The sequence below is a fragment of the Streptomyces sp. NPDC043738 genome, from assembly GCF_056436545.1.
This window is the reverse complement of sequence record NZ_JBWKCJ010000001.1, coordinates 381,320-402,427: the sequence shown is the minus strand read 5'-3', so window position 1 is coordinate 402,427 and position 21,108 is coordinate 381,320. Positions and strand designations below refer to the sequence as shown.

At 70.8% G+C, this 21,108-nt stretch carries 19 protein-coding genes and 2 pseudogenes; 13 read left to right on the top strand and 8 right to left on the bottom strand.

Translation table 11 applies throughout. The features are described 5' to 3' along the window. The first annotated feature begins 95 nt into the window (after positions 1-95). The gene (locus tag AC0680_RS01790) at positions 96-1,040 is read left to right on the top strand and encodes a trypsin-like serine peptidase (protein ID WP_478624060.1); all 945 of its coding nucleotides are present in this window, start codon (positions 96-98) and stop codon (positions 1,038-1,040) included. Here AC0680_RS01790 and AC0680_RS01785 read toward each other — a convergent pair. After that, positions 1,012-2,049 carry a phosphatidylinositol-specific phospholipase C domain-containing protein gene (locus AC0680_RS01785; protein ID WP_478624058.1) on the bottom strand — a complete coding sequence of 346 codons (1,038 nt, stop codon included), beginning with the start codon at positions 2,047-2,049 and terminating at the stop codon, positions 1,012-1,014. The two genes, AC0680_RS01790 and AC0680_RS01785, sit on opposite strands and share 29 nt — an antisense overlap. A 152-nt stretch (positions 2,050-2,201) precedes the next feature. Between AC0680_RS01785 and AC0680_RS01780 the strand changes: the two genes are divergently transcribed. Beyond that, complete coding sequence (locus AC0680_RS01780; RefSeq protein ID WP_478624057.1) at positions 2,202-2,843, top strand: DUF2165 domain-containing protein; 642 nt, start codon at positions 2,202-2,204, stop codon at positions 2,841-2,843. A 21-nt stretch (positions 2,844-2,864) separates the two neighbouring features. Here the strand turns inward: AC0680_RS01780 and AC0680_RS01775 are convergent, their stop codons facing one another. Continuing rightward, positions 2,865-4,040 (bottom strand): FAD-dependent monooxygenase, encoded by a 1,176-nt coding sequence (locus AC0680_RS01775; protein ID WP_478624055.1) that lies wholly within the window; start codon positions 4,038-4,040, stop codon positions 2,865-2,867. Between the two features lie 158 nt (positions 4,041-4,198). Then, positions 4,199-7,405 carry a cytochrome P450 gene (locus AC0680_RS01770; protein WP_478624053.1) on the bottom strand — a complete coding sequence of 1,069 codons (3,207 nt, stop codon included), beginning with the start codon at positions 7,403-7,405 and terminating at the stop codon, positions 4,199-4,201. 105 nt (positions 7,406-7,510) lie between these two features. Between AC0680_RS01770 and AC0680_RS01765 the strand changes: the two genes are divergently transcribed. The 4 genes from AC0680_RS01765 (at position 7,511) to AC0680_RS01750 (ending at position 10,789) form a co-directional block, all read left to right on the top strand. Beyond that, positions 7,511-8,224: a PAS domain-containing protein gene (locus AC0680_RS01765; protein ID WP_478624052.1), complete on the top strand. Its 714-nt coding sequence runs from the start codon at positions 7,511-7,513 to the stop codon at positions 8,222-8,224. Positions 8,225-8,327: 103 nt separating this feature from the next. Continuing rightward, positions 8,328-8,789 carry a universal stress protein gene (locus AC0680_RS01760; RefSeq protein WP_478624050.1) on the top strand — a complete coding sequence of 154 codons (462 nt, stop codon included), beginning with the start codon at positions 8,328-8,330 and terminating at the stop codon, positions 8,787-8,789. 92 nt (positions 8,790-8,881) lie between these two features. Further along, on the top strand, positions 8,882-9,097 hold the full coding sequence (locus tag AC0680_RS01755) for a dodecin (RefSeq protein ID WP_478624049.1): 216 nt from the start codon (positions 8,882-8,884) through the stop codon (positions 9,095-9,097). Positions 9,098-9,334: 237 nt separating this feature from the next. Further along, positions 9,335-10,789: an amino acid permease gene (locus AC0680_RS01750; RefSeq protein WP_478624047.1), complete on the top strand. Its 1,455-nt coding sequence runs from the start codon at positions 9,335-9,337 to the stop codon at positions 10,787-10,789. 141 nt (positions 10,790-10,930) lie between these two features. Here the strand turns inward: AC0680_RS01750 and AC0680_RS01745 are convergent, their stop codons facing one another. After that, the gene (locus tag AC0680_RS01745; RefSeq protein WP_478624046.1) at positions 10,931-11,407 is read right to left on the bottom strand and encodes a hypothetical protein; all 477 of its coding nucleotides are present in this window, start codon (positions 11,405-11,407) and stop codon (positions 10,931-10,933) included. Between the two features lie 357 nt (positions 11,408-11,764). Between AC0680_RS01745 and AC0680_RS01740 the strand changes: the two genes are divergently transcribed. Further along, positions 11,765-14,143: a GH92 family glycosyl hydrolase gene (locus AC0680_RS01740; protein ID WP_478624044.1), complete on the top strand. Its 2,379-nt coding sequence runs from the start codon at positions 11,765-11,767 to the stop codon at positions 14,141-14,143. 71 nt (positions 14,144-14,214) lie between these two features. Here the strand turns inward: AC0680_RS01740 and AC0680_RS01735 are convergent, their stop codons facing one another. Next, positions 14,215-14,427 (bottom strand): EF-hand domain-containing protein, encoded by a 213-nt coding sequence (locus tag AC0680_RS01735; RefSeq protein WP_468977937.1) that lies wholly within the window; start codon positions 14,425-14,427, stop codon positions 14,215-14,217. Positions 14,428-14,509: 82 nt separating this feature from the next. Continuing rightward, a pseudogene (locus AC0680_RS01730) lies at positions 14,510-15,108 on the bottom strand (ABC transporter); the annotation flags it as partial. A gap of 120 nt (positions 15,109-15,228) precedes the next feature. On the opposite strand from AC0680_RS01730, the gene AC0680_RS01725 reads away from it, so the two are divergent. The 3 genes from AC0680_RS01725 (at position 15,229) to AC0680_RS01715 (ending at position 17,386) form a co-directional block, all read left to right on the top strand. After that, entirely contained in the window at positions 15,229-15,678 is a 450-nt protein-coding gene (locus tag AC0680_RS01725; RefSeq protein ID WP_478624043.1) for an SRPBCC family protein, read from the top strand. A 164-nt stretch (positions 15,679-15,842) separates the two neighbouring features. Further along, positions 15,843-16,370, top strand: a complete 528-nt coding sequence (locus AC0680_RS01720) for a hypothetical protein (RefSeq protein WP_478624042.1) — start codon at positions 15,843-15,845, stop codon at positions 16,368-16,370. 629 nt (positions 16,371-16,999) lie between these two features. Next, positions 17,000-17,386 carry a rodlin gene (locus AC0680_RS01715; protein WP_478624465.1) on the top strand — a complete coding sequence of 129 codons (387 nt, stop codon included), beginning with the start codon at positions 17,000-17,002 and terminating at the stop codon, positions 17,384-17,386. 66 nt (positions 17,387-17,452) lie between these two features. On the opposite strand, the gene AC0680_RS01710 is transcribed toward AC0680_RS01715, so the two are convergent. Then, positions 17,453-18,070 carry a hypothetical protein gene (locus AC0680_RS01710; protein WP_478624480.1) on the bottom strand — a complete coding sequence of 206 codons (618 nt, stop codon included), beginning with the start codon at positions 18,068-18,070 and terminating at the stop codon, positions 17,453-17,455. Positions 18,071-18,367: 297 nt separating this feature from the next. After that, positions 18,368-18,709 (bottom strand): annotated as a pseudogene (locus tag AC0680_RS01705) (phage terminase small subunit); the annotation flags it as partial. A 78-nt stretch (positions 18,710-18,787) separates the two neighbouring features. Here AC0680_RS01705 and AC0680_RS01700 point away from each other — a divergent pair. From AC0680_RS01700 to AC0680_RS01690, 3 genes are all read left to right on the top strand, one after another. Further along, entirely contained in the window at positions 18,788-19,156 is a 369-nt protein-coding gene (locus AC0680_RS01700; protein ID WP_478624040.1) for a hypothetical protein, read from the top strand. 364 nt (positions 19,157-19,520) lie between these two features. Then, positions 19,521-19,790 carry a hypothetical protein gene (locus AC0680_RS01695; RefSeq protein WP_478624039.1) on the top strand — a complete coding sequence of 90 codons (270 nt, stop codon included), beginning with the start codon at positions 19,521-19,523 and terminating at the stop codon, positions 19,788-19,790. Positions 19,791-20,144: 354 nt separating this feature from the next. Continuing rightward, positions 20,145-21,023: an NAD-dependent epimerase/dehydratase family protein gene (locus tag AC0680_RS01690; RefSeq protein ID WP_478624038.1), complete on the top strand. Its 879-nt coding sequence runs from the start codon at positions 20,145-20,147 to the stop codon at positions 21,021-21,023. Positions 21,024-21,108 lie beyond the last annotated feature (85 nt).

The following is a 21,108-nucleotide window of genomic DNA, read 5'->3' as shown; positions in this document are numbered from 1 at the left end:
CGTACGGCGTGGGCGCGGCGGCCGAGGCCTGCCCGGGTCCCGGCGGGCCGGCCTGCAGGGGTCGGGGCCGGGCCGGCGTTCCGCTGCGGGCGACGATGGCGCTCGCAGTCCTCACCGTCGTGCTGGGCAGCACGGCGCTGGCGCTGAGCACGCCCCGGCGCGATCCGTTCCTGGCCGCCGGGGACAGCACCACCGGCTCGTACCTCGCGACCCGCGCCGACGGCGACCAGGCCGCCGCTTCCGTGCTCGCCGGGCCGTACACGGAACGCCCCGGTCCGCCCGTGACGCTCCGGCGCGGCGGCGGGACGACGGCTCCGCTGCCGGTGTCCCGGCCCCTGGAGGCGGCCCCGGCTGCGCCCTCACCGGCCATCGGGGCGCTCTTCTCCCCCGGCGACGACGGTGACCCGGCACACCACTGCACGGCGAGCGTGGTGCACGCCCCCGCCGGCGATCTGGTCGTCACCGCCGCGCACTGTGTGCACGACGGCGGCTTCCGCACCCGGCTCGTCTTCGCGCCCGGTCTGCGCGACGGGATCGCGCCGTACGGCCTGTGGGTGCCCACCCGGATCCATGTCGATCCGCGCTGGATCAGCGACCGGGACCCCGACCACGATGTGGCGTTCCTGCGGGTGCGCAGACCGGGGCGGGCCGGCGGCCGGATAGAGGACGTGACGGGCGCCGAGCGGATCCGGTTCGACGCGCCGCCCGGGCGCCCGGCCCTGCTGACCGGCTACCCCTCCGACCGGGACACCCCGATCGGCTGCCAACACACGGCGGACGCCCAGGGCCCGTCCCAACTGCGCTTCCGCTGCCCGGGGTTCCCCAACGGGACGAGCGGCGGGCCGATGCTCACCGACCTGGACCCGGCCACCGGCACCGGCTCGCTCATCGGGGTGGTCGGCGGTCTCGACGAGGGCGGCGACGACCTCGTGTCGTACAGCAGCCGGCTCGGCGCGGACGCCGCCGCCCTCTACCGACGCGCGACCGCCGAACCGGCCCCGGTCCCGCCCGTCAGGCCCCGCGCGGCACCACGGTCTTGAGGACCGACGGCAGCGGGTACCAGTCGGCGGTGGCGAAACTGGCGTGTGCGGCGGCGAGCTGGTTCACCCGGGCCAGCGCCTGCGTCTCGGTCGGGCGGGTGCCGTCGATCGCCGGCGGGACGTTGTGCGCGTCGGTCATGATCAGGAGGTAGTGGCGGGTGTCGTACCAGGCGGTGTCGATGGAGCCGTTGAGGTACGTCGCGGCGTCGCCGTCGAAGACCACGAACCAGGGGCGCAGCGCCGGATCCTGGTAGCGCTCACGGGGGTCGCCGGGAGCCGCCCCGTGCACCGCGGGGAAGGCCGTGGACCGCGCCAGCCTCCCCTGCCCCTCGAGGTCCTTCAGATGCCGGGCGTACTCGACGTCGGTCCACAGCTTGTCGAGCGGGTTGTTCTCCTCCAGCGTGCCGGGTATCAGCTCGAAGAGGAACTTTCCGGCCAGGTCGTCGCGCGAGGGCCAGCCGCCGGCCCGCACCGCCTCGTCGGGCGTGGCGTGCCCGGCGGTCAGGTCGCCCGGACCGTACACCGCGTCGCCCAGCTTCTGCCGTATCAGTGCGTCGAACTCGGCCGGTCCACGCCCCCCCTTGGCGTTGAATCCGTCCTTCATCTCGACCTTGACCAGGATGGGGCGGTGGCCGGGGTGCGCGTCGTGCCAGGCCTTCATGTCGGCGAGGCAGCCGCCGAAGTCCTGGTTGCGGTCCTTGGTGCGCAGCTCCGACGCGTGCGCGGCGCCCTCGCAGTTGTTGTTGTTCCCGAGCGGGTTGCTGTGCGAGACCCGCCAGGACCGGCCCAGTCCGTTGGACCAGAGATCGAGTTCGAGCAGTGCGGCGCCGGAGTCCAGCGCATCCGCGAAGTAGGGATACTTCTCCTTGTCGTAGGCATTGTGGACGCCCACGGACGTGCTGGTGCCGTACGTCATGGCGGCGGCCGGCTCGGCACCCGCCGGTCCGGTCACCGCCATCATCGCCGCCGCCGCGGCGGCAACCGTCCCCACACACCGCTTCCCGTTCATGAGCCCCGCTTCCCTAGGTCCTCGGCCGGTCGGTCGCCCGGTCGATCGGGCGCCAGCGTACGGGAGTTGGCCGCGGTGGGGATCACAGGGTGGGCGCAGCGGACGCACACGGCGCACGACACCGGCCAACACCGGCCAGCACAGGAGGACTCATGACCGACGCGAACACCAACGCGCACACGCACACCGAGGCGGACGCCGACACCCGGACCGGCACCGGCTCGGCGAGCTCTTCGACGGGAAGGGGAACGGACGGAAGCGGGACGACGACCGGGAAGGCCTCGCGCACCGGCCTGCCGCTCGCGGCGGCCGTCCTCACCGCAACGGTCGCGCTCTACATCGCGCTCGTCGCCTTCGGCAACATCACCGACTTCGGTACCAATCAGCAGTTCGTCCGCCATGTCCTGGCCATGGACACCACGTTCAAGGATCCGGACCTGATGTGGCGGGCCATCACCTCGCACCCGCTCCAGGACGCCGCGTACGTGGCGATCATCGTCTGGGAGACGCTCGCCGCGCTGGTGCTGATCGCCGCCAGCGCCCTGTGGACCGTCGCCCTGCGGCGCGGCGACGACCTCGTCCGCGCCCAACGGATCAGTACCCTGGGCCTGCTGATGATCCTGCTGCTGTTCGGCGCGGGCTTCATGGCGGTCGGCGGCGAGTGGTTCGCGATGTGGCAGTCGGAGACCTGGAACGGCCTGGAGGCGGCAGCCCGTAACGTCACCGTCGCCGGGATCGCGCTCGTGGTCGTCCACCTTCCGGTCCGGAGCGGACGCCGCGGGGCAGGAAACTAGCCGCCTCGGCCGCCGCCCGCCTCACCACGCGATCCGGTACCCCGTCAGCCAGTCGTCGGCGCCCGCACTGCCGCGCTCGCGGGCGCCGTCCGGGCGCGAGGGGCGGCCGGTGGCGCCCGACGCGGTGAGTTTGGCCATCCCGGCACTGGCGGCGACGACCTTCTCCACCCGCTCCCGGCGCAGCTCCTCGTACGCGGCGAAGGCGCTGCGCGGATCGGGCCGGTCGCGCAGGCACTTGGCGAGGACCACGCTGTCCTCGATGGCCATGGACGCGCCCTGGGCGGCGTTGGGAGCGGCGGCGTGGGCGGCGTCGCCGAGGACGACCATGGTGTCGGTGTACCAGGTCGGGGTGGTGGCGATGTCGTAGGCGTTGGAGGCGATGACGCGGTCGCCGGTGGCGCGGACGATGGCCGCGGCCGGAGTGTCGTCGTCGGAGAAGAGCCCGGCGACCCTGGCGCGCCAGGTTTCGGGGCTGGTCATCGGCGCTTGGGCGCGGTCCAGTTCGGTGCCCGGCACGTTGGCGAACCACCAGACCTCGCCGTCCGGGGCGCGGGTGCAGCCGAAGAAGGCCCGCTTGCCGAAGATCATGGTGTAGGTGTCCGGTGCGAGCGGGACCTCCGCGTCGCGGGTGTAGCCGCAGACGGTGTTCTGACCGGTGTAGCGCGGCCGCGGCGCGGCCGGGTCGATGAGGGTGCGGGTGACGGAGTGCAGTCCGTCCGCGCCGATCAGCAGATCGCCCTCGGCGCGGCTGCCGTCGGCGAAGGCCGCGACCACCCGCCGGCCGTCCGCGCCGTGCACGGTCTCGGCGCCGACCAGCCGCTTCCCGTGCCGTACGGCGATCCCGCGGCGCGCCGCCTCGGCGTGCAGCACCTGGTAGAGGGTGGCCCGCCGCAGGGTGCGCGGGCCGAGGTCGGTGCCCTGTTCGGTGCCCGCGATGGGGCGCTCGCCCAGCCGTGCACCGTCGTTGCCGAGGAACTCCACCCGCTGCGCCGGGAAGGAGTGCTCGACGACCGGGCCGTGGGCGTCGATCACCCGCAACGCTTCGAGGCCGTTGGCGAAGACCACGAGAAAGGCGCCGACGTCGTCGGCGCCGGACGGGTACGCCTCGAATATCTCCGAGTCGATGCCCGCCTTGTGCAGGGCCATCGCGGTCACCGCCCCCGCGATGCCGCCTCCGATGATCAGGGCTTTGGTCATGCCGGTGTCCCCCCAGTCGGGCCGCCGGCCGGGTCATGGCCGACGGACGGTGCGGCCCGTGTCGGCCGCACCGTCCCACCTTGTCCCCAGCGGGCCGGAAGATCCAGCCCGCCTGCTCGCCCGGGGGGCAGGCACTCGTGAAGAGGGCGGACCGGCCGTCAGCCGGCCGCGTAGACGTCCTCGATGTAGCGGCCGGAGGCGGTCAGTTCGCGCAGCCAGGCCTCGGACTCCTGCGGGGTGGCGCCGGTGTGGGCGGCGTGCAGTTCGCGGAAGGCGGCCCGTACGCCGGGCGCCATCCGGCTGCCGTCGCCGCAGACGTACACCCGCGCACCGGCCTGCAGCAGCTCCCACACCTCGGTGCCCTCGGCGGCGATCCGGTGCTGTACGAAGCGGTGGCCGTGCTCGGGGCGGTCGCTGAAGACCGGGCGTAGGGAGACCGCCCCGGCGGCTTCGGCGGCGGCGAACTCCGCGGCGTGCAGGAAGTCCGCGGTGGGGTCGTCGCAGCCGAAGTAGAGCCGGGCGGGCCCCTGCCGGCCCGCGGCGACCCGGTCGGCGATCGCACCGCGGAAGGGTGCCAGGCCCGTGCCGGCGGCGATGAGGATGACGGGGGTGTCATCGGCCGGGTCGAGGCGGAAGGCTTCCCGACAGGGCTGGATGCGGGCCAGGACGGTGTCGCCGGGCCGCAGGGTGTGCAGATGGGACGAGCCGGTGCCGCCGGGCAGCAGCGAGACCATCAGATCGGCGTGCCGGGGGTCGGTGGCGGGCGAGGACGACACCGAGTAGTGCCGGACGCGCAGCGGCGGCAGCAGCTCCAGGAGCGTGGGCCAGGACAGTGCGCCGCGCAGCGCCGGATGCGCCTCGACCAGCTCGATCAGGGTGCGCGGATCGTCCTCGGCGAGGGCTTCGAGAGCGTGCCGCTCGGGCGGGCAGGGGTTGTGCGCGGCGAGCACTGCGACCTGACCGGGTGTCGGCCGCATGCCCAGTTCGAGGTGGTGGGTGAGGAGTTGGCGTACGGACACCGGCCGGTCCAGGGGCAGGGTGTCGCGGCCGGGGCGGTTGCCGGCGTGCAGCGCGAGGACGGTGTCGAGGTCGACGCCGAGGGCCCGGGCCGCCCGCTCGACGGCCGCGGGGGCGTTGGCCGGCAGCACCGCGAGGTGGTCGGCGGTGCGGTACTCGACGCCGTCCGGCAGCGCGAGCCGCAGGAAGCGCTTGGGCCGCGGCCAGTCCTGCGCGGTCAGGTCGTAGGCCTCGGTGACGGTCATCGCGGTGAGGTCGTGCCGGGCGGCGAGCGCGTCGAGCGGGCCGCCGGTGACCTCGGTGACCGTGTAGCCGGTGTCCTCGGCGGCCGGGGTGCTCGCGCCGGCGCTGGCCGGGTCGCCGTACCGGCCCAGCAGCCGGGTCCGCAGCGCGGCGGTGAACGCCTGGACGGTGCCGTTCAGATCGCCGGAGGCGTCGGCCTCGGCGCGCGGCAGCAGCCGGTGGCCGCCGAGCGCGTCGAGCCGGTCGTCGATGAGGGTCGGTATGTGCTGGTAGGTGGCGGCCCAGTTGCGGTCGCCCACGCCGAGGACGGCGAACGGGACGTCCGCGGCCGCACCGTCGGGCGCGGTGTTCAGCCAGCGGACGAAGGCGGCCGCGTCATCGGTGGGCTGGCCGTTGTAGGAGGCGGCGACGATGACGACGGGCCGGTCGGCGGGCAGCGCGCCGGCGTGGGCGTCCAGCGGCGCCACCTCGGCGGTGAAACCCAGGCCGGTGGCCTCGTCGCCGAGCCGTTCGGCGAACTCGCGGCAGGTTCCGTAGTTGCTGCCGTGCAACAGCAGCAGCCCGGTGCCCTGCGGGACCCGGGTCGGCAGCTGATCGTCGGCCGCCGGGTCGCCCGCGCCGCCGGCGACGCCGGCGACGCCGCCGGAGAGTCCGGGGAGCCCGTTCAGGGCGGCGCGCACCGCGGCGCGGTCGGCGGGGGTACGGGCGGCCAGGGTGAGCGTGAACCCCTCCGGCTTGAGCGTCAGCGTCTCCTTGACGCGCAGCCGGTAGCCGCGGTGGTCGATCAGCCGGTAGCGGTGCGCGAGCAGGGCGAGCAGCATGGTCGCCTCGTGCAGCGCGAACTGCCGCCCGATGCAGGCGCGTTCACCGGTCCCGAACGGCTTGTAGGCATGCGGGGAGCGAGCCGCCTCGGCCTCCGGGCTGAAGCGGGAGGGGTCGAACAGCTCGGGGTTGTCGCCCCAGGCCGGATCGCGGTGCAGCATCGGGGTGAGCACGGTGACCAGGTCGCCGGCCTTGAGCGGGTAGCGCCCGCCGAGCAGGGTGTCCTCGGCGGCCTGGCGGGTGAAGGCGGCGGCGGTCGGCCACAGCCGCAGCGCCTCGTTGAGGACCTGCCGGGTGAACGGCAGCCGCCCGATGTCCTCGAAGGAGGGGTCGGGGTCGGCCTGGTCGCCGAAGAGTTCGTCGGCCTCGCGCTGGACCATGCGCAGTGCGAGCGGGTCCTTCAGCAGGTGGTAGAGGGCGAAGGAGAGCGCGCCCGAGGTGGTCTCGTGACCGGCGATCAGGAAGGTGATGACCTGGTTGCGGATGTTGGCGAGGTCGAGACGGGGACCGCTCACCTCCGCCTCGCCGCCCTGGTCCCGGGAGCCCAGCATCAGGCCCAGCAGGTCCTCGTCGCCGCTCTCGCCGCTCGCCGTACGGGCGGCGATGACCTCGTCGACGACGGAGGCGAGGTAGTCCGCGTCGGCCCGGAACGCCGCGTCCTCGGCCGAGTGGTCGGCGTCCGGGTCACGGGCGAACTTCTTCCCGCTCCATTCCAGGCAGCGCACCATCGCCTCGACGAACGGATGCGCTCCCTCGCCGCGGGAGAACGACTCGAAGTCGAAGCCGAAGCCGGCGAGCCCGATGGTGTCCAGCGTCATCCGGGTCATGTCCTCGGCGACCTCGACGGGCGTGCCGTCGGCCACCCGCCGGTCCCAGGCGGCCATGACCCGGCGGGCGACCTTGAGCATGGCCGGGTGGTAGGTGCGCATGGAGCCGAGCGCGAAGGCGGGCATCAGGACCTCGTGGGCCTTGGCCCAGTTCGGCTCGTCGTTGTACGCGGTGAACAGACCGTCACCGGCGAACTCCCTGACGTTCTCCAGGATGAGCGACACGCCCTTGGCGAAGCGGGTCTCGTCGGCGACCTCGGTGACCAGGTCGAGCGAGGACAAGAAGAGCGTCTCGCGGTCGCCGAGCTTGCGCCGGTAGACGGGGCCGTGGATCCGGGCGAGGTCCATGGCCTGCTGGATGGGCGTCTTGGTGATGCCGGTCGCCGTGATGTCGGCGACCGGAATGCCGTCGTCGGCGACGCGTTCGTCGCTGTGGAGCGCGATGGTGTCGGTCATGTCTCCAGCGTGAGGGGCCCGGCGTGCCGCTCGCGCCCCGGCAACTGCATGATTGTGCAGTGGTTTTTCGCTGCTCGCTCTTGCGCGCGGACCTGAGAAGGGGCAATGGACGACGGGACTGCCGACGACAGGCCGGGGGCCGACCCGCCCACCGGGCACAAACCGCCGTGTGCGCGCGGCCCCGTCGCCGACCGTTCCGGGCCGTACACGGGCGGCCCGTGGCGCAACTACTTCCTGATCCTGCTCGACCGTATCCCGACGCCGACCGCGGTGTGCCGGGCGGACGGCGAGGTGCTGATCGCGAATCCGGCGATGGCCGGCCAGTGGGGCGTGGCGCCCGGGCAGCTGCGGGGCCGCAACCTGCTGGATCTGTTCAGGCCCCGGGCGGCGGAACAGCTGCGGCGGATCGAGGAGGCCGTGCGGCTGGGCCACCGCTCGCGCTATCCGGTCGAGGTGCGCTGGCGGGCCGGGCCCGACGGGGCCGAGCGGGAAGGGGAACTGACGGTGGATCCGGTCGGCGACCCCTCCGAGCAGCCGCCCGCGCTGCTGGCCCTGCTGCGGGTCCGCGAGACCGCCCCGCCGCCGGCGGCACCGCGCGGCACGGCGAGCCCGGTGGAGGCCCGGATCCTGGCGCTGGCCGCCGGCGGCGCGACCACGGCGTCGATCGGCACCGCACTGGGACTGACGGTCGACGGGGTGAACTACCACCTCACCCGGCTGTCCCGGCGCTGGCGCGTCCAGGGCCGTACCGCGCTGGTCGCCAGGGCGTATGTGCTGGGCGTGCTGTCGGCGGACAGCTGGCCGCCGGCACCCGCCTGAGCCGTCCGGGCGTACCGGCCGCGGCGCGCGAACCGGGAACCCGCAGACCGCGTCCCGGGGGCCAGGGGCCCGCCAGCACGCATGTGCGGATAACCTCGCTGGTGTGGAGGAGAACGCAGCCGCGCGGTTCGAGCGCGGAACGGACGGCCCGAAGGTGATCGTCGTCGGCATCGACGGTTCCGACTCGTCGTGGCGCGCCGCCGCGTATGCGGCCGGACTGGCCCGGCGCCAGGGCTCCAAGCTCGTCCTGGTCTACGTCCAGCCGGTGCTGCCGGCCGGGGCGGCGATGGGTGCGCCGGTGGTGGACACGACGAACGAGGTGGCCGAGGAGCTGATGGCGGAGATCCGCCGGGCGACCGAGCGGCTGCAGGGGATATACGACGTGCGCTGGGAGTTCCACACGCTGCGTGGCGATCCGTACAACGGCATGGTGCAGATGGCCGACGACCTCAAGGCCGACGCGGTGGTGGTCGGCGCCTCGGAGTCGGCCGGGCACCGCATCATGGGCTCGGTCGCGGTCCGCCTGGTCAAGGCCGGACGCTGGCCGGTCACCGTCGTCCCGTAGAGGGGCCGACTGCTCCGCTGGTGGGGCGGGCCGCCCTGAGGCACGGTGGGAGGTGGACGGGCGGAGCGCCGCCCCGGCCGAGGGAGACCACCATGACCGACCGCACGTACCGCGTGACCGAGATCGTGGGGACGTCCCAGCAGAGCGTGGACGCCGCGATCCGCAACGGCATCAAGCGCGCCTCGCAGACCTTGCGCAACCTCGACTGGTTCGAGATCACCCAGGTCCGCGGGCATCTCGTCGACGGCGAGATCGACCACTACCAGGTCGGTCTGAAGGTCGGATTCCGGCTGGAGGAAGCGGAGTGAGCCCCGGGTGACCGGGAGGCCCGGCCGTCCGGCTCGAACGCCGGGACGCACCCGGCGGGCCCGCCGGCGGGACGCCCGGCCCGCGCCCCGATGTGCGGCCCGATGGACACCCCTCACGTGTATGTATCCCGGCGAGTCCCCGGCAGTACTAGGGAGTCGCCTTCCGTAGGCGCCCGAGAGGGTCCATGATGATCCGCCGTCGGACCACGACGGAGCGATCCTACGGAGGGTTGACGCATGGGGCTGCGCGCGGGACAGGGCGTATGGCGCCGCAAACCGATCGAACACATTGAGGAGCCGGAAGGCACCGCCAGCCAGCAGCTGACCCGGGCGCTCGGCCTGTGGCAGCTGACCGCCATCGGCGTGGGCGGCATCATCGGCGCGGGTATCTTCACCCTGGCCGGCACCGTCGCGAACGGAAAGGCCGGGCCCGCGGTCCTGATCTCCTTTCTCATCGCGGGCGTCGCGAGCGCCGCCGCCGCCTTCTCCTACGCCGAGTTCGCCGGGCTGATCCCGAAGGCGGGCTCGGCCTACACCTATGGCTACGCGGTCCTCGGGGAGCTGGCCGGCTGGTTCATCGGCTGGGACCTCCTGCTCGAATACACCGCGATCGTCGCGGTGGTCGCCATCGGCATCTCGGGCTACTTCGGCTTTCTGCTCGGGGAACTGGGCCTGGACCTGCCCGCCTGGATGCTGGGTGCGCCCGGGACGGGGCCGGGCCACCGCGTCGACCTCTTCGCGGCGGTGCTCTGCCTTCTGATCGCCTATCTGCTGACGCTGGGCATCAAGAACGCCGCGCGCTTCGAGACGATCGTGGTGGGCCTGAAGGTCCTGGTGGTCGTGGTGGTCATCGTCGTCGGCTTCTTCCACATCGACACCGCGAACTACCACCCCTTCTTCCCCTTCGGCGTGAGCGGCGCGTTCACCGGAGCGGCCACCGTCTTCTTCGCGGTGTTCGGCTATGACGCCATGAGCACCGCGGCCGAGGAGTCCAAGGACGCCCAGCGGCACATGCCCAAGGCCATCATGTACTCGCTGGCGATCTCGATGGTGCTGTACGTACTGGCCTGCCTGGTGCTGACGGGTATGCAGGACTACAAGTCCATCGACCCCGAGAGCGGCTTCTCGTCGGCGTTCAAGGCGGTGGGGCTGACCGGCCTCGCGGACGTCATCGCGGTCGGCGCGATCATCGGCATCCTGACCGTCATGTTCACCTTCATGCTCGGGGTGACCCGGGTCTGGTTCTCGATGAGCCGGGACGGCCTGCTGCCGAAGTGGTTCGCCAAGACCAGCCCCAAGCACCATGTGCCGACCAGGGTGACCTGGATCGTCGGCTTCGCCTCCGCCCTCATCGCGGGCTTCCTGCCGATCGGTGAGGCCGCCGAGCTGACGAACATCGGCATCCTGCTCGCGTTCGTGGTGGTCTGCGTCGCGGTGATCGTGCTCCGCTACAAGCGCCCCGACCTGCCGCGCACCTTCCGTACGCCCGGGATGCCGGTGGTCCCCGCGATCGGCGTGTGCTTCTCGATCTGGCTGATCACGTTCCTGGCGTGGCAGACCTGGGTGCGGTTCGCGGTCTGGTTCCTGATCGGCCTGGTCGTCTACTTCGCGTACTCCTACCGGCGCTCGAACCTGGCCCGGCAGGGCGGCGGGAGCGCCGGCGGCGAGGGCGCCGGCGGCGGACCGGCCTGAGCCGGCGGTGACGGTGGACCGGATCCGGTAACCGCAGGACCGGCGGACCGGCGGGGCGGCGGGGCGGCGAAGCCCCGCCGGTCCTGTGCCGTCGGGCCGACACGCCGACGGGCCGTGCGGGATCGGACGGGCCGTTCGGGATCAGAAGACGAACGGTCCCGGGGACTGCGGCGAGGTGGCGTTGCAGGTGGCGGTGATCCCCAGCACCACGACCTTGAGGGACTTGCCCTCCAGACTGTCGCCCGCGGCGACCGTGCCGCTGAGCGGTCCGGTGGAGACCTCGCCGCCGGCCGGGATGGCCGGGTTGGAGCCGCCGCTGAAGTCGACCGTCTCCGAACCGTTCTTGGTGAGCGTCAGCGTGGACCTGACCGAGTTCGCCCCGATGTCTATCGGCGATTTGATCGCCGAGGTGGACACGCTGATGGTGGCGGCCGTGCCGTCCTGAGTGGCGGTCAGCGTCGCCGTACCGGAGCCGTAGGAACCGCAGTCGAACGAGAGGGTGGCGGTGTCGGGGGTCACCGCGGTCGCGGCCGGTGCCATCGCGAGCGTGCCCGCGGCGGCGACGGCGACGCCGAGCGCCGTACCGATGCCGAGCTTGCCGGATCTGACGTGACTCATGGGGTACCGCCTTCGTGTGGGGGGTGGCAGGTCCGTGACGCCGACCGTCGAGGGGTGTGCGAGGGGATGACGGGCGGTCACGCGGGGCCCGGGGTGGAGCCCGTGCCGACCGACCGCTCCGGGTCTGCCGGAGCCAGATCTGATGGGGGGTCAGCGAACCTGAATCGCTGCCCATTGAGGCATGTCCCCCTGAAGACAGCAAGACGGACACCTCATGATTTTTGACGTGTCAACGCCAAATCGGCGAGCCCGAGCCCGATGGCGCACACCACGACACCCCTTGACGCGTACCTGCCCACCCCCAAGAATGAGCCCGCCCTGACAACGTTGTCGGCCCACCTTCGGAGGTCCGGATCCATGCCATGGCTCAGAGGTTCCCGGCTGCGCACCGCGGGCGCGGTGCTGGCGGCCACGCTCCTCGGGAGCGCGCTCGCAGCCCCCGCCGCGCGGGCCGAACCGCCCGGCGGCGCCCTCACCGACCTGGTCAACCCGTTCATCGGCAGCCGACACGACGGCAACACCTACCCGGGCGCCGCCGTCCCGTTCGGCATGGTGCAGCTCAGCCCCGACACCGGTCACACGACCGGCTACGGGTACGACGACGACCACATCCGCGGCTTCAGCGCGGTGCACATCTCGGGCGTCGGCTGCGGGCTCGGCGGAGATCTGCCGGTGCTGCCCACCACGGGCGACATCACCGAGACCGACTATGCGAAGTACGCGGCCGCCTACCGCCATGACGGTGAGTCGGCCCGCCCCGGCTACTACCGCGTCGGGCTGACCTCGTACGGCGGCATCACCGCCGAGCTGACCGCCACCGCCCGCACCGGCAAGCAGCGCTACACCTTCCCGGCCACCGACAAGGCCAATGTGCTGCTCAACACGGGCCAGTCGCTGCACCGGACCGTCTCCACCCGGGTCGAGGTGCTGGACTCCCGCACCATCCGCACCGCCATCACCGGCCGCGGCTTCTGCCAGGACACCGAGCCCTACACCCTCTACACGATCACCCGCTTCGACCGGCCGTTCGCCGCGTACGGGACCTGGGACGGCGACGAGGTGACCCCCGGAGCCAAGAGCTCCACCGCGAGCGGACGGCACGGCGCCTACGCCCGCTTCGACACCCGTCGGGACCGCACGGTCGAGGCGACCACCGCGATCAGCTACGTCGACGCGGCCGGCGCGGCGGGCAATCTGCGTGCCGAGGGCGGGCGCTCCTTCGACCGTACGAAGGCCGCGGCCGACGCCGCGTGGGAGCGGCGGCTGGGCCTGGTGCGGACCCGGGGCGGCGACCCTGCGCTGCGCCGGACGTTCTACTCCTCGCTCTACCGGTCCTTCCTCGCGCCCAATATCGGCAGCGATGTGGACGGGCGCTATACGGGGTGGGACCAGAAGGTCCACCGGACCGCCGACTTCGGCGGGTCCGCGTACTACCAGAACTGGTCCCTGTGGGACACCTATCGCACCCAGGCGCAGCTGCTGGCCCTGCTGGCGCCGCGGGAGTCCCGCGACATGGCGCTGTCGGTGCTGCGGATCGACAAGGAGAGCGGCTGGCTGCCCAAGTGGGGATACGGGACGGTGGAGACGAACATCATGACCGGCGACCCGGTCACCCCGTTCCTCACCAACGCCTATCAGCAGGGGCTGCTGGCAGGCCATGAGCAGGAGGCGTACGCGGCGCTGAAGAAGAACGCCGACGGGGTGCCGCCGGCCGCCTCACCGGCCGTCGGGCGGGAGGCCAACGCGCCGTACCTGAAGGACGGCTTCGCCCCGTACGTCAAGGGCCGGCCGCATCACAAGCCCGGCGACTCGGACTTCGACCACGGCGCCTCGGCGACCCTGGAGTACGCACTGTCGGACGCGATGCTGGCGCAGATGGCACGCGATCTGGGGCATACGGCGGACGCCGACCGGTACGCGGCCCGGGCGCAGAACTACCGGAAGGTCTTCGACGCCTCGACCGGATTCTTCCGGGCCAGGGACGAGCGGGGCGCGTTCACCGGTCCGGCGGACCCGGCCAAGAGCGAGGGGTTCCACGAGGGCACGTCCTGGCAGTACCAGTGGCTGGTGCCACAGGATCTGCCGGGGATGCTGCGGCTGATCGGCGGCAGGGACCGGGCCGACGAGCGGCTGGACGCGTTCTTCGCCTATCAGGAGCTGCTGAAGGACCCGCGGAAGACGGCCCGTGAGGTATGGGTCAACGGCCCGTACGACTACTACAACGCGGACAAGTACAACCCGCAGAACGAGCCCGATCTGATCGCGCCGTACACCTACCTGTCCACCGGCCGCCCCTGGAAGACGACGGATGTGGTGCATGCGGCGCTGACCCTGTTCACCGACACCCCGTCCGGCATGACCGGCAACGACGACCTGGGAACGATGTCGGCGTGGATGGTGCTCTCCTCGATCGGGGTCTTCCCCGTACAGCCGGGCACCGACAGCTGGGGGCTGAGCACACCGGTCTTCGACCGGGTGGAGCTGACTTTGGACCGGCGCTACTACCCGGCCGGGCGCTTCACGATCACCGCGCCCGGTACGTCGCACACCGACCGCTATGTGCAGTCCGTCCGGCTGGACGGGGCGGACCGGCACCGTACGTACCTCACCACCGGCGAGCTGCGCTCGGGCCGTGAACTGGCCTTCACCGTGGGCGCGAGGCCGTCCGGCTGGGGCACCGGCGACGATGCCGCGCCGCCGCCGGTGGGCACCGCGGCCGGGCCCGGCAGGCCGTAGCGGTCGGCGTCGGCGCGCGGCCGGCCCGCCGGCGCACGGGGCGGCGACGGGGGTGCGCAGCTGCGGGCGGGTCAGTCCTGCAGGGCCTGCCAGAACTCCTCGAAGGACATCTTGCCGTCGTGGTCGGCGTCCTTGGCCTTGATGACCGCCTCGGCGACCGGGCCGGTGACGAACCCGTCGCCCATCTCGGCCATCGCGCGCTTGAACTCGTCCGGCGTGACCTGTCCGTCGCCGTCCGCGTCGAACCGGTCGAACGCCGCCCTGGCCTTCTCGACGTCTGCCATGAGAGATGCCCCCTTCGTGGTGCTGCGCAGTGCTGCGCGATGGTGTTACCTGGTGATCTGACCTGCGTACATTAGCGGACCCTCAAGAAGCGTCCGGTCGCGCCCTCCGCCGGGCCAGATACGGGGCGGTACGGCTGCCGGGGGCCGCCGCGACCCCGGCGGGCGTTCCGGTGGCCACGATCCGGCCGCCGTCCGCGCCGCCGCCGGGCCCCGGGTCGATGACGTGGTCGGCACCGGCGACCACCCCCATGTCGTGCTCGACGACCACGACGGTGTGCCCGGCGTCGACCAGGCCGTGCAGCTGGCGCCGCAGCACCTCGGTGTCGGCGGGGTGCGGCCCGGTGGTGGGCTCGTCGAGGAGGTAGCGGGTGTGGCCCCGGCGGGTGCCCTGGAGTTCGGTGGCGAGCTTGATGCGCTGGGCTTCGCCGCCGGACAGCTCGGTCGCGGGCTGGCCCAGCCGCAGACAGCCCAGGTTGAGTTCGGTGAGCACTTCGATACGGGCCACCAGGTCGCGGGCGAGCGCCGGGGCCACCTCGTCGTCCGGGCCCGCGGCGGTGGGGCGCAGCAGCTCGGCGAGGGCGCTCAGCGGCAGGCCCGCGAGGGCGGCGATGTGTCATGGCCTTCGAAGGTGACGGCCAGCGCCTCGGCGCGGAGCCACCGCCCGGTACACACCGGGCAGGGCTCGGCGACCATGAAGATTCCGCCGCCTCACGCGGCCCTGGAGACGTGGCCCAGCCCGAGCAGAGACCCTGCGGTCAACCCGGGCCAGGGCCCGGAATACCCAGCCTCTAGGGTGAGCTTGTGCAGCACTTCGAAGTCGTAACACCAGTCGCCGCACCCCCGGACCGCGTGTTCGCGGTATGCCTGGACGTGGAGGCCCATACACGCTCGATGGCCGATTCGTCGGAGCGAGCTGTTGGCGGCAAGATCCGGGGCGAGCTCTCGCTCGGTGACACAGTGACCTTCCAGGCTCGCCATCTCGGCCGAACCTGGCGGCTCAAGGCTCGCATCACCTACTACGACCGGCCCCGGTGTTTCGTGGACGAGCAGGAGTCAGGACCCTTCAAGCGATGGCGTCACGCCCACCACTTCGAGCCGGACGGCAACGGCGGCACCATCATGAGAGACGTCATCGACTTTGCCTCGCCGATGGGGCCCGTCGGACGCATCGTCGACAGACTCCTTCTGAGCCGGTACATGCCGTACCTCATCAGAAGCCGCAACGCTTACCTGGCCAGCACTTTCGACTGAGACGTCATTTCACTCGGTGAGTCGGCGGTAGTTAATGAGGCTGATGGCGATGGCGATGGCGATGAAGACGAGGATTCACCGCCGCAGGCGCTCGTCGCCACCACCCACAGCTGCCGTGTCCCCCGATAAACTGCTCCGCTCCACCCTGACTGGAGGTCACCTGAGTGTTCCGCGCGCGGTTACTTGCTGGTGCTCCGTTGGCTCTGGTGATTCTCGCCCTATCCGGCTGCTCTTCCCACTGGGGCTGCACCGACACGACTGCGGAGCGCGGTGAGGCCGGTGTCAGGGTGCAGGTCGAGGACACGTCTGGCCGCTCTCTCGGCGTCACCGCCGAGGTCGTTGACTGGCGCCTTGAGCCCCACCCGCAGGTGCCCGCCGACGGTGACAAGGTCCACTTCGACTACCGCTTTGACGGCGCCGACGAGAGATCCGGCCCCGCAGTGGACGCCTGCGCGGTCGATAAGGAGCGCGTGGCGTTGGGGTGTCAGACGGTCTATTCGTCCCAGGCGTTCGGGCCGGACGGTGACCTCACGGGCGACGAATGGCTCGCCGTCGAGCACCCTGAGCAGGTTGCCGGAGTGCTATTGATCCCCAATGACCAGTCCCACGACGGACGAACCTGCGAGCAGGACATCAAGGACGGTGGCGGGCCGCATCCTCCGGAACCAGCCAGCATGGGGGACCAACTGTGAGCCGTCATTCCCCGTGAGCCGCGCTGAACTTGCATGGACTTGCACGCTCGCACGGCCTGGCCAACCACCGGTTCTACCTGCAGCCAGCAACCGATCGACGTCAGCCGATCAGTTCTTCCGTTGGCATCCGGCCACCCCGGATTCTCCTCGTCGGTCGAGGGCCAGGGTGGCGAACGTCTGGCGGTCGCCCAGCCCGCTCACCACTGGGCGACCGCTTCGCGCTCCTGCCTTCGTCCCCCTCCTTGAAAAAAGGGGACCGGGGCCGGGGGGAATGGTTGGGCCCTCCGCGGGGAGCGCGCCCGGCCGTGGCCAACCGGGGGCTTAGGTGGGGGTGCAGTGACGGCACGGCGTCTTGCCGTCACGCTCTGCCGGGCGTCGAGTTGCGCCATCTCGTCGAGGCCTAGAAGTTGGTAATGAGCCGGACCGTGCCCGCACCGGGGCCAGCGCAGCCGTTCACTCGTGAGTGGGGGTTCTGCCTTGAATATGGTTCCGCCGCAGCCGTGTTGCCGAGCCTCACCTATGGACCGTCGTCGGCTGGCACCTGTGCTGGCCGCATCCGTGGGGGGAGTGGGCCTGTGGGGGATTCCTTCCGGTCGTGGCCTGTTCCCCGAAGGGGAAGGAACAGAGTGATCAAGAAGGCTCTCGCAGCAGCAGCACTTGTAGTCGCCCTCGGCGCAGTCAGCGCAGCCCCGGCGGCAGCCGACAGCGACCCCCTCAATGGCCACCACGCCCGCGACGCATACGGCACCTCGGGTACCCGCGGTGACATGAGCCCTCAGGGTTCTCTCGTCACGGACAGCCTCAACAAGCTCTGCCTCGGCATCCCCGTCAAGGCGAACATCCAGCAACTCATCGGCCTGGTCAACATCGTCGCGATCCAGGACATCCCCATCCTGTCTGCACCGCAGAACCAACAGTGCACCGACAACTCCACCCAGGCCACGGGAGACGAGCCGATCTCGCACATCCTCGATGACATCCCGATCCTCAGCAGCAACGGCGTCAGCAACGCGTGACGGCTGTGGCAGGCCGTTCCTGAGGATGTCCGGTGGCTCGTGACGGGACTACGGCCCGCCGGACACCTAGAAGAAGCACACGGCCCCGGACCTCTCCGGGGCCCGGGACTTGCCGGACTCGATCAGTCGATGTCTCGCAAGGTCAGCCAGCAGCGTGGCCGCGTACCCGTCGACCTTGTGCGCGGACTCCCGGTTGGGCTTGCCGAAGGACAGGCCGTAACGGTTCGGCCGGCGCCGGGCGTTGAGGACGTGGCGACGCAGCGTGCGCCCCAGGGGAACCGCTTCTCCCTGGTGTCGGACGTGGCCGTCCGCCACGGCCGCCACCAGCCGTTCATTGGCCAGGGGCAGTTCCTGGAGGCCGCCGCGCATGTCCCGGCCAACCGCGGATTGTGGGGACGCCTTGATGACCAGGCGGTCCCGGTAGTCCTCCGACCATGCATCCACGTAGCTCGCCCAGAGCGCCACGTCCGCGTGGAATGCCTGCACGTCGCACCGCTCCACGGCGTTGCGGACCGCGCCGTCCACCGCCTGGCGGTCCACCTCCCAGCCGTCCCCGGCCGGGCCATCGGGCTTCTCCCACACACCCAGAAGGACGATCAGGCGATCCCGCACGCGCATGGCCACCAAGGCCGTGGCGTCGCCGGTTCGCCCACCGTCGAACCGGCACGAGCCGACGAACTCCACGGCACACAGGGCCGCCAGGAACGGGTCCTTCCCCCAGCCCCTCAGCGCCGGATGGCGCCCTGCCGCCGGGTGAACTCCCCGGCGTCGTTGATCTCCAACCAGCGGAGCACGATCCGATCCGGACCTGTTCCAGGTAAACCGCCAGGGCTGGCCCGCGTCGGGGCCGTCGGGCCGGAGGGAGGTAGCGAGAGGTCCACAGGAGCACGTTCCAGCCAGGGTCCCCATCGGGTCCGGAACGGTGTCCGGACACGTGCGCACGGGCTCAAGTCCTGTCACCACCGCCGCCGCCTTCCGGTACGCATCCATGAGAGTCACGCGGGCCGCCTCCGCCGGATCCTCCCCGGCGCTCTCCCGCTCCAGTTCCACGCGGGCCCGACGCCGGGCGCCCGCCGTGGTGAGTAGGTCAGTCCTGGCCGACATGACCGACTGAAAAAGTTGGGCACTGAACTTGGATTGGCCCAGGTTCCGGCTCATGGCCTCCGCCACGTACACCGCCGTGAGCCAATCCGATTGCTCGTAGTCGCCGGATGCCCGCGGGATCGTCGGGGTCTTACCGGCCTCCGCTTTCACCAGGGCCGGGCCGTCCGGCTCGTTGCGTCTCCGGCGCTGATCCCTGCGCTTCGGGACAGGGCCCGGCATGGTGTCGCCCCTCCGGACGGGACTCGTTGCGGTTGTTACGGGATAGGCAAGGTCGACCAATCGTTTCTTCTTACTCGTATGAGTGACACGACGCATGCGAACCGCACCACAGGAGAGCCCTCTAGGCATCAACTGACCTCGACAGAAAGGCCCTTCATGCGCCGTACGATTACCGCAGCGCTCGCAGCCGTCGCCCTTCTTGGCATCCTCACTACGCCCGCCAGTGCGGCTCAAGGCCCGCTTGTCCAATCCAAAGCCAATACCGGCATCAGTGTCGGTGGCCTCCTCGATATCGGCGCCTCCAACACAGTGAATGGAACCTCAGCCGATAGCGGGGTTAAAGTGAATGGTCCGGCTGGAGTCAGCACCAACATCAGTAACGACCCCAACGTTGGTATCGACATCCTCACAGATCTCGCGGCTACCGTAACTGCCGCCATCGGATAGTACGGCGGACGCGCTACACCCTGCCGTACCCAGCAGGCGAATTCAGGACGCGGCCATTCAATCCGAAGTTGTCGCGCATCTCGACCCAATGGCACGGGCGACACAACAATTGCGTGTTGTCGTCCGTGTCCTCACCGAACACGCGCCGGGTCATGCGGACAACGCCGATATCGACACAAGGGCGAAGCGGCAGCTATGGACCTCCGGCAACTGCTACCACAAGGGGCATGCCCCAGGGCGAACCGGATATCTAGGAGAAAGATCACCACAGAACGCGAGCTAGCGCAGGTCGCCAGGATGCGGGGCTTCGATCCTCCGCCTGGACCCTTGCGCAACCGTCCTGACCCAGCGTCGTTGACACCATATGAACAATACAAAACGTGCACTTGCCGCCCTCGCCCTTGCGGGGGCCGCCCTGTCCCTGGCTGGTACAGCCCACCCGGACGACAACCCCGTTGCAGGCCCCACCAGCCTTCAGTTGCCCTACAACATCAACAGCGACGCGTCATTCCAGAACGCTGGCATCACCTTCGGGGACTCGTTCAACAGCGGCTCCGGCAATGCCTTTAGCCCGGTCAACTCCATCGGAGGTATCTCGGGAACCGGCATTTCCAAGGCACTTACCCTCGCCTAGGACGTCTCTTTCGGGTCAGGCCTAAGGGCTGTCCCGTAAATGATCTCCAAGTCGATGTAGACGTGGTTGGTCCCGATCTGGCCCGCCCCGAACAGGACGGGGAACCCGTGGCTTGGAGTGTGCCCCTTGCGTAGGCTCGTGGCCGTCGTGCTGGTGTGGTTGTTGTTCTGGACGTCTGTGGTCGCCGCCGCGCGCACAACGATGGACACACCTCGGTTCCGACGTGGGATGAGCCGTTTGGCGGGAGCCGTGCTGATCGCCCTGGGGATTCGAACCGCAACCGCGAGCTGAGTCCGCCTCCCTCTTTCGCTGTGTTCTCTCAGGAGACCGGTTCCACGCCGTACAGTCGGACGCGTGCACTTAGCGACGAAAAGAGCCCCCGCTGGGCTGGTTGCGGTTACGGGGAGTTCGGGCCGGGTCGGAGCGGCTCTGGCTGCGGCACTCGACGCAGCCGGCTGGGTGGTCCGCGGCGTGGACCGGGTTCCCGGCCGCTGGACGAGTGTCATCGGAGATCTGCGAGACCGGCCCGTGCGGCTGGCCGCATTGCAGTCGGCCGATGTCCTGGTCCATGCAGCCGCGCTGCACGCCCCGCACGTCGGGCGCCTGCCCGATGAAGAGTTCCGAGCCGTGAACGTCGGTGTAACTGCGGCCCTGCTCGACGATGCCGTCGGCCTCGGCGCCCGGCGGGTTGTCTACATCAGCAGTACGAGTGTCTACGGACATGCCCTGGTGCCCACCGACCGTGCGGTCTGGGTGGACGAGCAGCTCACGCCGCTTCCCAGGGACATCTACGACGAGACCAAACTGGCCGCCGAGGAGTTGGTCGCCGCCTGCGCCGTTTCTTCGGTCACGCTGCGCATATCGCGGTGTTTTCCGGAGCCACTGCCGGTGCGGGCCTGCCACCTGCTGCACCGGGCAGTCGACGTTGCCGACGTAGCAGCGGCGGTGGGCCTGGCCGTGGCGCACTCCACCGTGACCGGCAGGTTCAATATCTCCGGGCCGCACCCGTTTCGCCGAGAAGACTGCCTTGCCCTTTCCCGCGATGCGGGCGCGGTGCTCGCCGAACGGGTTCCGGACGTCGTCCAGGCATTCCTCGACCAGGGGTGGCCAGTGCCCGATCGCCTGGACCGGGTGTACGACTCGACTGCCGCCGCAAACGCGTTCGGTTACCGGCCTGTTCGCGGAGTCCGGCAACTACTGCGCGATGCCGCGGGCGGGCCGGGCCATGAGTGATCGGACGGCTCAGCTTGCCCTCGACGACTTCCGTGGAACCAACGTCGTGACACCGTATTCAGCCGTCCCCTAGCTGCTGCTGGCA

Coding starts and splice junctions, on each gene's coding strand:
- AC0680_RS01785 (WP_478624058.1), bottom strand. CDS start 2,049: ATGAACGGGAAGCGGTGTGTGGGGACGGTTGCCGCCGCGGCGGCGGCG.
- AC0680_RS01740 (WP_478624044.1), top strand. CDS start 11,765: ATGCCATGGCTCAGAGGTTCCCGGCTGCGCACCGCGGGCGCGGTGCTG.
- AC0680_RS01775 (WP_478624055.1), bottom strand. CDS start 4,040: ATGACCAAAGCCCTGATCATCGGAGGCGGCATCGCGGGGGCGGTGACC.
- AC0680_RS01755 (WP_478624049.1), top strand. CDS start 8,882: ATGACCGACCGCACGTACCGCGTGACCGAGATCGTGGGGACGTCCCAG.
- AC0680_RS01700 (WP_478624040.1), top strand. CDS start 18,788: ATGAGTGACACGACGCATGCGAACCGCACCACAGGAGAGCCCTCTAGG.
- AC0680_RS01790 (WP_478624060.1), top strand. CDS start 96: ATGGCGCTCGCAGTCCTCACCGTCGTGCTGGGCAGCACGGCGCTGGCG.
- AC0680_RS01750 (WP_478624047.1), top strand. CDS start 9,335: ATGGGGCTGCGCGCGGGACAGGGCGTATGGCGCCGCAAACCGATCGAA.
- AC0680_RS01770 (WP_478624053.1), bottom strand. CDS start 7,405: ATGACCGACACCATCGCGCTCCACAGCGACGAACGCGTCGCCGACGAC.
- AC0680_RS01780 (WP_478624057.1), top strand. CDS start 2,202: ATGACCGACGCGAACACCAACGCGCACACGCACACCGAGGCGGACGCC.
- AC0680_RS01735 (WP_468977937.1), bottom strand. CDS start 14,427: ATGGCAGACGTCGAGAAGGCCAGGGCGGCGTTCGACCGGTTCGACGCG.
- AC0680_RS01765 (WP_478624052.1), top strand. CDS start 7,511: ATGGACGACGGGACTGCCGACGACAGGCCGGGGGCCGACCCGCCCACC.
- AC0680_RS01695 (WP_478624039.1), top strand. CDS start 19,521: ATGAACAATACAAAACGTGCACTTGCCGCCCTCGCCCTTGCGGGGGCC.
- AC0680_RS01745 (WP_478624046.1), bottom strand. CDS start 11,407: ATGAGTCACGTCAGATCCGGCAAGCTCGGCATCGGTACGGCGCTCGGC.